The 14,320-nt window shown below is 59.3% G+C and carries 15 protein-coding genes and 1 pseudogene; all 16 read right to left on the bottom strand.

Annotated features, from left to right (window positions below):
• Positions 1–36: 36 nt before the first annotated feature.
• Positions 37–405, bottom strand: a complete 369-nt coding sequence (locus BPNPMPFG_RS43310; RefSeq protein ID WP_413776905.1) for a hypothetical protein — start codon at positions 403–405, stop codon at positions 37–39.
• A 119-nt stretch (positions 406–524) separates the two neighbouring features.
• Entirely contained in the window at positions 525–1,403 is an 879-nt protein-coding gene (locus BPNPMPFG_RS34475) for an SMP-30/gluconolactonase/LRE family protein (protein WP_258597313.1), read from the bottom strand.
• A complete protein-coding gene (locus BPNPMPFG_RS34470) occupies positions 1,404–2,537 on the bottom strand; it encodes a mandelate racemase/muconate lactonizing enzyme family protein (protein ID WP_258597311.1) in 1,134 nt (377 codons plus the stop codon).
• Positions 2,534–3,622, bottom strand: a complete 1,089-nt coding sequence (locus BPNPMPFG_RS34465) for an NAD(P)-dependent oxidoreductase (protein WP_258597697.1) — start codon at positions 3,620–3,622, stop codon at positions 2,534–2,536. The genes BPNPMPFG_RS34470 and BPNPMPFG_RS34465 overlap by 4 nt, the downstream gene beginning before the upstream one ends.
• A complete protein-coding gene (locus BPNPMPFG_RS34460; RefSeq protein ID WP_258597309.1) occupies positions 3,615–4,379 on the bottom strand; it encodes a 2-phosphosulfolactate phosphatase in 765 nt (254 codons plus the stop codon). The genes BPNPMPFG_RS34465 and BPNPMPFG_RS34460 overlap by 8 nt, the downstream gene beginning before the upstream one ends.
• Positions 4,376–5,311, bottom strand: a complete 936-nt coding sequence (locus BPNPMPFG_RS34455; RefSeq protein ID WP_258597308.1) for a ribokinase — start codon at positions 5,309–5,311, stop codon at positions 4,376–4,378. Before BPNPMPFG_RS34455 ends, BPNPMPFG_RS34460 begins: the two co-directional genes overlap by 4 nt.
• A complete protein-coding gene (locus BPNPMPFG_RS34450; RefSeq protein WP_258597306.1) occupies positions 5,308–6,075 on the bottom strand; it encodes a GntR family transcriptional regulator in 768 nt (255 codons plus the stop codon). The genes BPNPMPFG_RS34455 and BPNPMPFG_RS34450 overlap by 4 nt, the downstream gene beginning before the upstream one ends.
• A gap of 120 nt (positions 6,076–6,195) precedes the next feature.
• Positions 6,196–6,415 (bottom strand): annotated as a pseudogene (locus tag BPNPMPFG_RS34445) (aspartate aminotransferase family protein); the annotation flags it as partial.
• 341 nt (positions 6,416–6,756) lie between these two features.
• Positions 6,757–7,776 carry an NAD(P)-dependent oxidoreductase gene (locus tag BPNPMPFG_RS34440; RefSeq protein WP_258597304.1) on the bottom strand — a complete coding sequence of 340 codons (1,020 nt, stop codon included), beginning with the start codon at positions 7,774–7,776 and terminating at the stop codon, positions 6,757–6,759.
• Positions 7,777–7,943: 167 nt separating this feature from the next.
• Positions 7,944–8,948: a N(2)-acetyl-L-2,4-diaminobutanoate deacetylase DoeB gene (gene doeB / locus BPNPMPFG_RS34435; RefSeq protein ID WP_258597302.1), complete on the bottom strand. Its 1,005-nt coding sequence runs from the start codon at positions 8,946–8,948 to the stop codon at positions 7,944–7,946.
• Positions 8,949–8,951: 3 nt separating this feature from the next.
• Positions 8,952–10,130 carry an ectoine hydrolase DoeA gene (doeA, locus tag BPNPMPFG_RS34430; RefSeq protein ID WP_258597300.1) on the bottom strand — a complete coding sequence of 393 codons (1,179 nt, stop codon included), beginning with the start codon at positions 10,128–10,130 and terminating at the stop codon, positions 8,952–8,954.
• 141 nt (positions 10,131–10,271) lie between these two features.
• The gene (eutA, locus tag BPNPMPFG_RS34425) at positions 10,272–11,048 is read right to left on the bottom strand and encodes an ectoine utilization protein EutA (protein WP_258597694.1); all 777 of its coding nucleotides are present in this window, start codon (positions 11,046–11,048) and stop codon (positions 10,272–10,274) included.
• Positions 11,049–11,053: 5 nt separating this feature from the next.
• Complete coding sequence (gene ehuD / locus BPNPMPFG_RS34420) at positions 11,054–11,713, bottom strand: ectoine/hydroxyectoine ABC transporter permease subunit EhuD (RefSeq protein WP_258597298.1); 660 nt, start codon at positions 11,711–11,713, stop codon at positions 11,054–11,056.
• Positions 11,713–12,372, bottom strand: a complete 660-nt coding sequence (gene ehuC / locus BPNPMPFG_RS34415; RefSeq protein ID WP_258597296.1) for an ectoine/hydroxyectoine ABC transporter permease subunit EhuC — start codon at positions 12,370–12,372, stop codon at positions 11,713–11,715. Before ehuC ends, ehuD begins: the two co-directional genes overlap by 1 nt.
• A gap of 158 nt (positions 12,373–12,530) precedes the next feature.
• The gene (gene ehuB / locus BPNPMPFG_RS34410) at positions 12,531–13,367 is read right to left on the bottom strand and encodes an ectoine/hydroxyectoine ABC transporter substrate-binding protein EhuB (protein WP_258597295.1); all 837 of its coding nucleotides are present in this window, start codon (positions 13,365–13,367) and stop codon (positions 12,531–12,533) included.
• 120 nt (positions 13,368–13,487) lie between these two features.
• Positions 13,488–14,216, bottom strand: a complete 729-nt coding sequence (gene ehuA, locus BPNPMPFG_RS34405; protein WP_319946022.1) for an ectoine/hydroxyectoine ABC transporter ATP-binding protein EhuA — start codon at positions 14,214–14,216, stop codon at positions 13,488–13,490.
• Positions 14,217–14,320: the final 104 nt, after the last annotated feature.

The following is a 14,320-nucleotide window of genomic DNA, read 5'->3' as shown; positions in this document are numbered from 1 at the left end:
CAGTGCAAGGTCCCGTGCCGAAACCGGCCGAGGCTTTTAGTAGACCGCACTGCGGGCAGGGCCGAGCATCTTGGCTTGCCCCACGACCGGAAAGGCGTGCTCGCGGTCGATCGTTGTTTTGCGCGCAACAGACCTGCTTTGCTGAGCGCGCTCTCTAAACAATCGTTTCAGTTCGCCGATCTCTGCATACAGCGCGTTCAAAGCGACCGCCGTCCCGGTCGCGCCCGCCTTGTCCTGCCCGAACACCCCGGCCGCGCTTTCCAGCAGATAGTTCTTCCAGGTCGTGATCTGATTTCGGTGAACGTCGAAATCTTGCGCCAGCTCGGCCAGCGTCTTCTCCCCCTTCACGGCGGCCAAAGCCCGCCTTGAAAGCCGGTGAAGCGTCCGGCGGCTTCTCTTCGTCATGTCTGCTCCTGATTCGCAGCGAGAAAGCTCGCCGCCGTCAGGCAGGAAATCAACTTATGCCACCGTCGGAATTTGCCGGAGTCAGCTCTGTTGATCACCCGACTGCAACAAGCCCGGAGTTAGACTATGCAACTGACGGGCGGTCGGCCAGCCTGACCGACCTGAACGCGGAAGAGGTTACCGGACTCAGGAAATCGAAGTAGTTCTTCAGACGATTGCCTGGTTCGCCGCGAGGTTATGAACAGCGTTCTCAGATCTTCGCCGCCAAGTGCCACACAGGTCGGCGCCATACTCGGCATATCCACGCGATCAGTGAGGCGACCGTTTCGATCGATACGGACGACACAGCCGCCTCGCAGCCTGGCGCTCCAATACCCCCCTTCAATGTCCACCGTGGCGCCATCGGGCGATCCCGGGGCGATATTCGGGCCTGCCAGTGGGCGTATCTCGGCAAGACCCGCAAATTGCGGAGCCACGGCGAAACATCGGATGGTACCGTCCGCAGTGTCTGTGAAGTACATGATCTGGCCGTCGGGCGAAAATTCCAGCCCATTGGCGGCCGACACGCCACTGAAAAGCGTAACGATGTCCCCATTGGGTGCAATGCGATAAACGCTTCCTACTGGCTCACGGCTTTGTTCATTATAAGTGCCCAAGACGATCCCACCGTATGGGTCGATCTTAGCGTCATTGACGCGGGTTTGCGGAAGATGCGGCTCAATTTCGGCCACTTGTACGAAGTTGGTGAAGTTTGAGTCCGTGACGACTACAGACTTAGGAAAACCCAGAACGAAGCCGCCACGCGCGCGTGGAAAGACGAACGCCGCACGATTGGGAAGTTGCCGGACCGTTGCAGCCCTGCTGTTGTCGTCCCAGCGAAACACGCTCTTTGCCTCGATATCAGTCCACCATAGGCTCTGGTCCGCTGCGCTCCAGGTGCATCCTTCGCCCAGGAGGTTGTGGCAATCGAAAGCTGTGTGCGCGTGATGAAGACGCATTCACTTTGCACTCTGCAGATTCCGCTTCCGCAGTTTGGCAGGATCGACAGCAAAGGGTTCGAGCTTTTCTTGATCGAACACCACCCCATGTCCGGGTGCCTCAAAGGGGAAGGCCACTCCGTTCTCGAGGCGAAGTTCCGTCTGAAGTACACCCATCTCGGAGAAGCTCCCGCCGTGTACGCATTCGAGGACGTCCGCGTTGTCGATCGCACACATAACTGCGACGGAGAGTTCGGACATGTAATGAGGCGCCATGTTGCGGTGAAAGGAAGCTGACAGGTTGGCAATCTTCAGCCACTCGCTAATACCCCCAACTCGGCACACGTCCGCTTGGACGATGTCTACGGCGTTAGCCTGTAGATAGTCAGCAAATTGATGGCGCGTGTATAGGCTCTCACCGATCGCAATGGGCAGCGACACGAAACGGCGCAGGTCGGCGTGCCCACGAACATCCTCCGCATGGAGAGGCTCTTCGATCCAACCAAGCTCGAACGCGGCTAGTTTCTGCAGTCTGGTCATGCAGTCAGCGACATTCCAGCGCTGGTTGGCATCGACGAACAGTCGTCGCGTGGGGCCGATCAGTTTCTTCACGGCTGCGATACGATCGAGATCTTCTTCCGCGTTTTCCCGACCGATCTTGATCTTCACTGCCTTGTGGCCCTGCGCCAGGAATCCTTCGACCTGGTTGAGTAGAGCGTCACTGTCGAGGAAGAGGTCTATGCCACTACCATAGGTGGGGATGCTGTCACGCCGCGCGCCGAGCAGACGGAATAATGGAACGTCGTACCATTTGGCCGCGCTATCCCATAGCGCGATGTCGATCGCGCCCAATGCGAGGGTGTTGATGCCCCCGGTGCCGCTGCGATGCAATTGGCCATACAGGAACGACCAAAGTCGCTCAACTTGTCGCGGATCTTGTCCGACAAGCATCGTTCGGCAATAATCATCGATCAGGGCGAGTATGGCGCTTCCGCCGATCCCCGTTGTGTAGGCAAAGCCTTCACCAACGATTCCCGCGTCTGTGGTCACGCGGGTGATGATGAATTCGAGGTTCGCGACGCGGTGTGTGGCGTCCTCCCAAGAGACCGTTGGCGGGATGTGATAGAGTCGTGAGGCGACATCGATGATTTTCAAGACACTGTTCTCCCAGCCATTGTGAGAGCTCCGGGGTTCGACAGGTTGCCAGGTTTTCCGGCCAAGAGCTGCTGCAGGTTTTGCACAATGCTGCGGGTGTGACGTACGCGCATTTCTTCGGTCCACGCGGCGATGTGAGGCGTCGCAAGGACGCGCGGATGAGTAACAAGCGGATCCCTCGCCGAAGGCGGCTCCGTGTCAAAGACGTCTAGCGCGGCACCAGCGATCTGTTCGCGATCCAAGGCTCGCATTAGTGCGGCAGTGTCGATGAGGCCTGCCCGACCTGTGTTGATGAGATATGCGCCTGGGCCCATCCGATCGAGCTGGTCTGCACCGATCATGCCGCGCGTTTGTGTGCTGAGCCGCGCATGCAACGTGACGATCCCCGAGCGTGCCAGAAGTTCGTCGAGTGAGACCGGTTCGACACCGAGGGTTTCTAACTCGGCGCTATCGACATAAGGATCATGGGCGATGATCCTCATGCCAAAGCCGGAAAACTTTTCCGCGACGACACGACCAATTGCCCCAAAGCCGACGATACCGAGTGTGCGACCATGCAGCTCGATGCCGGTGAATGCGAGTTGCGGAGAACCCGCGCCGCGACCCCATACCGTGCCACGATAGAAGTCCTCCCCGGCGTCGAAGTCAGGGGAGCGGGACCTAATCCATGCACCGGCAGGGATAAGGTGCCGAGCAAGCCCCAGCGCGAGAGCAACCGTGAACTCTGCAACCCCGTGATCCGTGCGCCCGACAGTGTGCAAGACGGCGATGCCCCGCGCCGTTGCGGCCGCCACATCGATGTTCGCTTCCGGGGCCGAGCGCACTGAGAGGATGGCGCGAAGTTGAGGTGCGGCAGCCAGCAGTTCCTCGTCGAAACGCTCGTATCCCGCTATCACAACCTCTGCATCAGCTATTGCGTCAATTAGCGCCTTGCGATTGCAGAACCACTCGCCGGCCGCCCAGCCGAGCAATGTAAGCTCGCTTATTTCGCGGAGCGCGGCGATCCCTTCCGGGCTAAGATCTGCTGTGGCCAGGACTCGAGGTCGGCCACTGATCAATCCGATGGCGTCTGCGCTACTAGGCATCGAGGAGATAGACCGGATGATCGGAGTCTTCGCCTTGCGCGGCAACGACCGGAACGATTGTCGATTCATTGATGAGCGCACAGAACTCCACGTCGTTCTGCCTGCAGTTGCCGATGAAGCGGCGACCGGTCATCGAGCTCAGCAACACCTTCACTGCACTATTTTGCGACATTGTGAAGCCGTGAGCGAGCGACGCCGAGTCGTCGAGCTCGACCGCGCCATCCGTTGCAAGTTCACAAAACCGTGAAACGATCATTCCGGCGCAATAGCTATCCTCAATCGCAACACGCGAGTTCCGAAGTTGGCCTGAGCAGATTATCGTGATGTCCGCATTGCGCGATGATGCCTCCGCGAGCGCACGCCGGGCAACGGCATCAAGGTTTCGCAGCGAACCAAGCAGTATCAAGGCTGCGCCTTCGCGGACTGCCGCGAGAATAGCTGGCGTGCCATTTGCCGTTGCCAGCATTGCGGAGCGGCCCGACAGATCGAGTCGGGACAGGAGGGACGGCGAGGGCTCATGATCGAATCCGAGGGGTGTTGATCCATCATCCAGCTCCGCGCAAATAACGCCATTCTCACCCACGGCGGCGCGCGCTTTGGCGACGTCCGAGTGAAATCCTCCAACAAACACACGATTGCTGCCGGCGTCGAAAAGTCCGACGAGAGCTGTGGTGGCACGGATCACGTCCACGACAATGCACACGTCTCCGGCAATAGCCAGGGGACTAGTGGGAAGGAAAGCAACCTTAATCTTCATGCAAAAGCGGTCCGGTTTTTCATCAATTCTGAAATCTGACTCTCATCGGGCAATGCCGGAACCACGAGCTTTTTCGTAACTGCGAGGGCGCCCGCTGCGGTGCCGCGGCGAACGGCGTCAGCGAGGGTCAATCCACTGGCCAACCCTGCAGCGAGTGCCCCATTGAATGCATCTCCGGCCCCGGTAGTATCGACGACGTCGACTGGGTAGCTCGCGATCTTGGTCTGTCCGTCGGGGCCGGCAATCAAGGCCCCATCCGTTCCCAGCGTCATGACGACGTGTCCCACGCCGAGACCTCGCAGTCTTGCCGCTAAATCGGCGTCAGCCTGACGATCGTCCACGTCGAGCCCCAGCAGAATGCGCGCCTCGGACTGATTCGGCGTTAGGATGTCAACGTCGGCAAAGATTTCCTTGGGCAGGGCGCGCCCAGGTGCGGGATTCAGGATGGTCGTCAGTCCCCGCGCCTTGCCGATGGCAAGCGCGCGGGCCGCCGTCTCTACTGGGATCTCGAGCTGTGTCAGTAGGATGCCCGGGCTCGTCCAGGTGGCGGCGAAGGTTTCGACATCGGTCCCGGTGAGCAGCGCGTTGGCGCCGGGATCGGTGATGATGCGGTTCTCGCCTGCGGCGTCGAGAATGATGATCCCGGCCATCGTTGGCGTCTCGGCCATCTGCCTCACCGCCGAGCAGTCGACGCCTTCGGCGCGCCAAAGTTGCAGTGCCTCGTCACCGAACTTGTCGGCGCCGACGCCCGCCAGCAGTTTGCATCTGGCGCCGAGTCGCGCAGCTCCGATAGCCTGATTAGAGCCCTTGCCGCCATTTCCGAAGGCGAACCCCGATCCTAGTAAGGTTTCACCTGGCGCCGGCACCTCGCCCACAATCCAGAACGCAACTCCATACGAGCCGACGACATAAACTTCACAGGTAGGCATCATCTACTCCGGGCGATTAATTGGCGAGGTTGAGCGATCGAGACGCTCTCTCGCTCGATCCAGCCGGTGTAAATGTATCGGTCCGCCCGATACGACGAGGACGAAAAGTAAATAACCTTATCGCTCGCGTCGAAGGCGGTACGGTCAATTTGCAGCACCGCAGTGCCGCTCGACACATCGAGTGCTTTTGCCAGTTTGGCACGCGCGATGCCGGCACGTATCTCCTGCTTGGCTCGGACAAGCGGCACACCAAGGTGCTGCTCAAGAATCTCGGTGAAAGAGGTATCGGCAAGGTCAAGCTTTTCCATGTGGCGCCCGATTGCCGCGACGAACGAAACTGTCTCAACCGCTACGACCTCGTCGTCGATCGTGCGCAGGCGCTCGATGGTCAAGACGCTCTCATCGGTCGGCACGTTAAGCGCGGCTGCCACGGCGTCAGCGGGACGCCAGTCGACCGTCATATGCCTAGTACCCGGCCGGAAGCCACGCGCTACCGCTTCTTCCGAAAATCCTGAAAAAGTGAGGAGGTCCCGACCGATATAACGCTTGGCAACGAAGGTTCCCTTGCCAGCGCGTCGATAAAGCAACCCTTCACCGACAAGGGCAAGCACAGCCTGTCGCACCGTACTGCTGCTGAGCTCGTGCTGCTTCATCAACTCCATCTCAGTGGGGAGTTGATCGCCAGCGTTGACGGCGCCGCTCTCGATCTGAGACCGAATGATATCGGCGAGCTGAATGTGAAGTGGAGTTCTACCGGGCCGAATCATGCGGTCTCCTCAAGCGGTGCCATCCATATCAAATGGATCTGGAGATAGCAATATTCGAATATTGCATTCTTGCAATAAATGCCCAAGCGTTCGCACTATGCAGTGGCGCGGCCGCGACGTTACGCGGTCGTCTCGGTCCAGGACGAATTCGATCGCCGCCAGCATGCCGTCGTCGCGCACCTCGCCGACATGCTTATGGCCGCCGAGGCCTTGGCGACTGGGCACGAAAATAGGCTCCAGTCTCGCCAGCGTTTTTAACCAGGTCCATCTCGTCGTCCAGTTCGAGGTTGGCGACGCCGGCGGCAACGCAGATCGGATGCGCCAAATTGGTCCAGCCGTGCTGGGGCACTTACGAAATTTGTGACGCATCCCTACGCGCTCCACACCTGGCTTACGTTGCCGCAATAGTGGAGGTCTCAGACTTTCTTCACCAGGCTCGAACACGCCGGCTACTAGTAACGCCTCCAGATCTGTTCATTGTAGATCGCGCAGAATAGCGGCATGCAATCCGCTTGGCCTTGGGAGATACGGTTCGTGAGGACGAAGATTTTGCGAATGGGCCGCATTGCTATTCTATTAGCAGAAAATCCGGAGCCGCCGCGGAGATTTTTCAAGAACTTGCCTAAACGGCTTCCGATCTTCGGAAATCCGTTGTCGACCTTAAATCAACGCTTGCGGATTCTAATATCCTAGGTCGAGACTAACCTCATTTTTAACTACCTGACCTCCAAAAAATTCTACTAGATTCTGGGTGCCGTAGGCGAGATTGCGTTCAAGGACGTCGTCGGCATTGGAGGCTTGATCCCCTGAGCACAGGACATTCGGCAATTTATGTACCCCCAGCCGAGACATAGTGCCGTTGTAACACGTGGCTGGCATCGCGTTCTCATACCACCACCAAACATCGGCTGCGTAACCGCGCAAACGACCGGAGATGAGCGCCTCATGCAGAGGCTTTTCAGCAACCAGGGTGCCACGTGCGACGTTAATAAGAAATGCCGAAGGTTTCATTGCATCGATTTCGGACTTGCCGAAGAACTGCTCGGTGTCTCGGGTGAGCGGCATTGCCAGTACGACGTAGTCACTTTTAGCTAGCACGGAATGTAGGTGATCCATACCGTACATGGAATCGACATGTTCGACGCCTGCGTCTTTGTCGCGACGAACGCCCAAGACCTGCATGTCAAAGGCTTTCGCACGTTTGGCGACGCGACTTCCGACATTACCGACACCCAGAAGTCCTAACGTACGACCGTGCAACATGGCAGCCCGGGTTCCATCCTCCCACCACGGAAAAACCTGCTGTCCATTCGAAGCCATGTTGTGTTTTAACACGGTCAATTTAGCCAATGAAAGCATGAACATCATAGTCTGTTCAGCAACCGCGATCGCATTCGATCCGCGAATATTTGCGACCTTTATTCTTCTCTCTTTTAGAAAATTGAGGTCGAGTTCATTTATTCCTGAGTGCATAAAACTGATGAACTTCAGGTTTTTTGCAGTATCTATTGCGCCCCTCGGCAGAGTGTAGCCGATGATAGCGTCCGCGTCCACGACAAGATCTCTGACATCATTGAATGTACATTCAAATCGTGAAAAGTAGTCGCCACATGGCGCTACTACGTTGGTACCGGCCGGCAATGCATCCTTCAGGTACTTCAGCTCCTCGTCAGTGGCATGCCACGAGCAGGCAACTTTCATAGTGCATCCTCTCTTATTCGGATGACGCCACGTGGTGTGACGTCACAGGCAGGCTGATGAGTTTGTTCACGAACCTTTCTCATTGGGATGAGGCGAAAGGAGCGAGCACGTTCGCTGTCAAGCTGTCGAAGGAGATTGGTACAGTCGCAGGGGCAGCGCTTTAGCAACTACGATCGGACAGCCAAGACCGAGATGCAGTCACCGACGTTCACAAGACCGGGGAAATGACGTGCGGCGATCACGCCGTCCATCTTCGCACTCACCACCAACGGTTCGGCGCCGGTGCGACCTAGGGGATAAATGCGAGCGACCGCATCACCTTTTGCAACGCGGTCGCCAAGGTCATGGAGCGGTTCAAAAAGCCCGCCATCCTCGGCGAAGGAGAAACAATCGCCGTCAGGCATATCGAGCCAGATGGTTGGGAGGGCCTGGACTTCACCTTTCAGGATCCCCGCTGCTTTCAAGACATTGGCAACACCGGTCTTGGCAATTCGGACACTTTTCGCAGTCGTGGTACCCCCGCCTCCGAGTTCGGTGGTGACGAAGACCTTCCCCATTTCCTCGGCGGCGGTGTCGTACATGCCGACCGCGTCTATCTCCAGCATCGCCATGGAATATGGTGCGCCGAAGGCCTGAACAAACTCAAAGCTCTTGCGCTCCTGTTTCTTGTCCGGCAGCCGGTGTGCCGCGCAATAGGGGAGGAAATCGAGAGTCTTGCCACCTGAGTGGAAGTCCAGCACGATGTCTGCTAACGGCAGCAGGTATCGCTGGAAATAGTCGGCAATCTTCTGGGTGACGGTCCCATCCGGCGCGCCGGGGAAGGACCGGTTCATATTCCCTCTATCGATCGGCGAAGTTCGGGTACCGCTGAGAAACGCGGGATAATTCATGGCCGGCACGATGATGACAGTCCCGGTGACGTCTTCAGCCTTCAGAGAACGCGCCAAGTCGAAAAGCGCAATCGGTCCCTCATATTCGTCTCCATGGTTGCCGCCGGTGAGTAGAGCCGTCGGCCCCTCGCCGTTCCGTACGACCGTAACCGGGATCATCACGGACCCCCAGGCAGAGTCGTCGCGGCTGAAAGGCAGGCGCATAAAGCCGTGCTGTGTGCCTTTAGACGAAAAAACAACCGTGGGCGCGATCGGCGACTGGCGGAGAGGGCGGTCCAGCATGGTTCATTCCTTCACGAGAAGTTTGCGTGGCACGTTGGCTAGGCACTCGACCCCGGTCTCGGTAATCAAAATGCTTTCAGTGATCTCGAAACCCATGTCCTCCAGCCAAAGACCTGTCATGAAGTGGAAAGTCATACCCGGCCGCAATTCCGTGCGGTCGCCGGGACGTAAGCTCATAGTGCGCTCACCCCAATCCGGCGGATAGCTGACACCGATGCCATAACCCGTACGGCTGTCTTTGACGATGCCATGACGGGCCAACACAGCGAAGTACGCCTTAGCGATATCTTCACAGGTGTTACCCGGTTTGGCGGCGGCCAGGCCAGCCTCCAAGCCTTCGAGAGTTGCGCTTTCCGCGTCGAGAAAGGCTTGGGTAGGCTTTCCTAGGAAGACGGTTCGCGACAGAGGCACATGATATCGATTATGGCATCCCGCAATTTCAAAAAAGGTGCCTTCTCCCGCACGCATTGGTCGGTCATCCCAGGTCAGGTGCGGCGCACTGGCCTCCGCCCCGGAGGGCAACATTGGAACGATAGCTGGATAGTCACCGCCCGCGCCTTCCACCCCACGAGTTGCAGCGTCATAGATTTCGGCGACAAGATCGCATTTGCGCATGCCGACCTCGATCTTAGTGGCGATACGCTGGTGCATAGCCTCCACTATGCGCGCGGCGCTGCGCATATATTTTATCTCGGTCGGGCTTTTGACCGCCCGCTGCCAGTTCACCAGCGCTGTACAATCGACGAAGCGGGCGTTCGGAAGATTCTTGACTAGGGCGGCAAATGCCGCTGCCGAGAACCAGTAATTATCCATCTCAACGCCTATGCGCAGCGAACCAAAGCCCTTGCCGGCAAGGATATTCGCGAGGTGGTCCATAGGGTGGCGCTCAGTCGACTGTACGTAGTGGTCGGCATACGGAATTATATTGTCGTGCTGCAGATAGGCGGTGTGCTTCGCGCCATTGGCGTCCATGCCCCGGCCGTACCAGATGGGCTCGCCTGTAGGTGGGACGATCACCGCCTGATGAACATAGAACGACCACCCGTCATAGCCGGTAAGCCAGTTCATGTTGGAAGGGTCGCTAACAATAAGCAGGTCGACTCCCTTGGCCTCCATTGCCGTCCGCGTCTTCGCAAGACGATCGGCAAATTCTCCTCGCGAGAATTTCAGGTTTGGCTGCATCGCTCGCGGTCTCCTCATTTTGTTAGTCCAAGCGGAGTCGATTGCTTTTGTTGAGCGAGCGTGAGCCGGACTTGTTGTCGAATGCCCGTCCCACTTCGGCCCACGGGATCATGCGCCGCAGATGTGTGTGCTGACATTCGATCACTCAGTCAGCCGCTTCGTCATCAGCCTGCCGAATTCGGGGTGCGCTGTGCCGTCCCCGCAAAGCCGCAGACAGTTCCAGGCGCTGGCCTGATTGCTGGTGACGACCGGGCGGCCGATCGCTTCTTCCATGCCGGGAACGGCGAGCGCCGCGCGCAGCGCCGTGCAGGAGACGAACAGCGCGTCGGCCTGAGCATGCGTGGTCTTGCGCGCCAATTCCACGAGGGAAGACGGCTTGATGCGTGCCATCTCGCGATCGTCCTCGAAGCCGAGGCAGGTGAAGCTCTCGATATCGAAGCCATGCGCCGCAAAATAGGCGGCCATCGGCCGGCTGGTCTCGATGGTATAAGGCGTGAGAATGCTGATGCGCTTCACGCCCAAGGCGTTCAGGCCGCGCACGCCTGCCATCGGCGGCGTGACCACGGGAACGCCGGGCTTCGCCGCCTGGATGGCGGCCTCAATCTCGGCATCGCCGATCACCACCGAGGCAGAGGTGCAAGAGTAACAGACGGCGTCGAGCGGCTCGTCTGGCAGGATGAGCGCCGCGCCGGCCGAAAGTGACGGCTGCATCTTGCGCAGATTTTCCGGTGTCGTCGGATTGGCATAGGGAATGCGCGCCACATAGACGCCGATCCGCTCGCTCGCCACCATGCGGCGGAAATCGACCTCACTGGTGTGGTCGGCGGCTAAAGCGATAAGGCCGACGCGCTTTGCCAGTGGGCGCCCATCGAATGTCGGGCGCCCTGTTTCGAGGCGGATCTCAGGCAATGGCTTCATGACTTTCATGTCTCGATCCTGCCGTAACGATGCTCCAGCCAGCGCAAGAGCACGACGGAACAGAGGCTGATGATTAGGAAAAAGGCGCCGACCAGCGTCATCGGCTCCATATAGCGGTAAGAGCTGTTGGCGACGATCTTGGCCTGGTTCATCAGTTCCAGCACGGTGATCGCCGAAAGCAGCGGCGTCTCCTTGAACATGGCGATGAAATAGTTGGCCAAAGCCGGGATCATCGGCGGGATGGCCTGCGGAATGATGATGTGCGTCCAGGTCTGCCGGGCAGAGAGATTGCAGGCCTTGGCAGCCTCCCACTGGCCACGCGGCACATTGTCGATGCCGGCGCGATAGACTTCCGCCGTGTAGGTGCCGTAGTGCAGCCCGAGCCCGATGACACCGGCGACGAGCGGCGGCAGGAGGATGCCGATATCGGGCAGCACGTAGAAGATGAAGTAGAGTTGCACCAAGAGCGGCGTGCCGCGGATGAACTCGGCGAACCAGCCGACGCTGCGCGAAACGAGCCGGTGCGGCGAGCGCCGCGCCAGAGCGATGGCCAAGCCGACGATCGCCGCCAGGATCGAGCCGAGCGCCGTCGCCAGGATAGTGATCTTCACGCCCTGGATAAGGTTCGGCATGATCTCCCGGACGAAATTCCAATCCCATTCCATCAGACACGCACCCCGTCGAGGCCGCGCGCCAGGCGCCGTTCCAGCGTCCGCACGCCCCCGGCGATGATCAGCGCCAGGATAAAATAGATGACGAGAATGGTGGTGAACGGCATCAGCGTGCTGCCCGTCTGCGAGCGCACGACTTGCGCCTGGAATGTCAGGTCGGAGAGCGAGATAAGCGACACGACCGAGGTCGCCTTGAGTAATTCGATCGCGTTGTTCCCGAAGGTCGGCAGCATGATCAGCAACGCTTGCGGCAGGATGACATGGCGCATGCCTTGCCAGCGGCCGAGATTGAGCGCCGTGCAGGCCTCGTATTGCTCGCGGCCGATCGACAGGATGGCGCCGCGCACCACTTCAGCGCCATAGGCGCCGATATTCAAGCCCAGCGCAAGCACGCCAGCCTGGAGCGGCGTCAAAGTCACTCCCACCAGAGGCAGAACGAAGTAAGCGAAGAACAGCTGTACGAAGCCCGACGTGCCGCGGAAGAACTCAATATAGGCCGTCGCTAACCACCGTATTGCACCGAAGCGTGACAGCCGCCCCAGCCCGGCGACGAAGGCCATCACCAGCGCCAGCGCTGCGCCCATCACGGTGAGTTGCACCGTGACCACCGCGCCCTGCAGGATCAAGTTAAGATATCCGGACCAGTCTGTCATGGGATCGCGTGTTTACCAATTAGCAGCTGAGGACGGGACACCCGCATGACCTCCCGCTGAAAGGGAGGTCATGCGGCGGGCACGGGTGGGGGTCAATAAGGCAGCTCGGAAATCCACCCGTTCCCCGACCCTTCCCGTTGTGGGAGGTCAGAGCGAGCCTATTGCGCCGAGGCGCAGAGCTTCTCGCGCGTCGTCGACATCGCCGCCTTGGCGGAGAAGCCGTACGGCTCGATGATCTTGGCGAATTCGCCGGACTTCTTCATTTTGGCGAGCTCGACGTCGAAGGCATCGCGCAGCGCCTCGTCACCCTTCTTGAAAGCGGCGCCGTCACAGGAAACCGGCATCCCCTGCACCGGGGCGACCACTTCGAGGTTTGGGTCGTTGGCCTTCTTGACAAGGTCGTTGATGGATAGAATCGGGAGCGTATAGACGTCAATTCTTCCGTCTTGCACCATCTTTAGCCCGCTCTGACCGTCAGGCACGACGATAAAGCGATCACTCGGCACGCCGGCCTTTAACGCGTATTTTGCCTGAAGTCCGCCGCCCGGTCCGCCGATAGTGGCGGAGGGGTCCTTACCAATATCCTCATACGTCATTAAATGCTTTGGATTCCCCTTCTTCACCAGAAAGGCCTCCGCGTCGCAAAGTACGGGTTCGGAATAGGCGACCGACGCGCAGCGCTCCGGTTTCATCATCAGGCCGGCAGTGACGACGTCGAAGCGCCCGGCCTGCAGGCCGGGGATCATGGCGCCGTATTCGGAGATGGACGCGACGATGTCGGTGACGCCGAGGCGTTTGAAGATCACGCGCGCCACGTCGGGCGCAGCGCCCGAGACCTTGCCGTCGGCGGCTACCGCCGTGTAGGGCGGCTCATTGGCGATGGCGACGCGGGCGAAGCCTTGCGCCTTGAGCTCCTCGAGCTTGGCGTCGTCTGCCGAACGCGCACCGGAGGCGAGCAGCATCGTGCTCACTGCGAGGCTGGCGACGCCAGCCATAATCCCAAGTTTCTTCATTGTTCCCAACTCCTTGTTTCTCTTCTGGTTGCTCGAATTGGGCGCGCAGGTCCGAGGACGCTTCGTCGTCTCGGGACTGGCTGCCTCGCCCGTGCATAGCGGTCAGACCCGATGTCCGGCCGCGATGATCTTCTTCAGGAAGCTCTGCGTTCTCTCCTGCTTCGGATGGCGGAAAATCTCATCGGGCTTGCCTTCCTCGAAGATCCTGCCGCGGTCGAAGAACAGCACGCGATCGGCGAAGTCGTGGGCAAAGCCCATTTCATGGGTAACGAGCAGCATCGTCATGTCTGTCTCGGTGGCGAGCTTGCGCATGACGTTGAGCACCTCCTCGACCAGTTCCGGATCGAGCGCCGAGGTAATCTCGTCGAACAGCATGATCTTCGGAGCCAGAGCAAGTGCCCGAGCGATCGCCACGCGCTGCTTCTGGCCGCCGGAAAGCTGCGCCGGCATCGCCTTGGCCTTGTCGGCCATGCCGACCATGTCCAGCAGTTCCATCGCCCGTTTCTCGGCGGCGGCGCGCGTGACGCCCTTGGTCAGCATCGGCGCCAGCGTCACATTGTCCATGACGCACTTGTGCGGAAACAGATTGAACAACTGGAAGACCATGCCAATCTTCTGGCGCATCTTGGCCAGATGCCGCTCGTCGGCCGCCAGCAGCCGGCCGTTGCGCTCCATGTGGTAGAGCTGCTCGCCATCGACCTCGATGTGACCGCCGTCGATCTTCTCCAGCGTCATCAGGATGCGCAGGATCGTCGTCTTGCCCGAACCGGAGGGACCGATCAGCGCCAGCTTCTCGCCCGGCATAACCTGCATCGACAGCCCCTCCAGCACCTTGAAGGCGCCGAAGCTCTTCGAAATGCCGTCGATCTTGATGATGGGCGCGGGCTTGCCGCGGGCCTCATCACGAGATTGCGAAAAAGGTATCAGGCTCGTGC

This window comes from Mesorhizobium sp. AR07, assembly GCF_024746815.1.
Lineage (GTDB): Bacteria > Pseudomonadota > Alphaproteobacteria > Rhizobiales > Rhizobiaceae > Mesorhizobium.
This window is presented reverse-complemented; position numbering and strand designations above follow the sequence as displayed.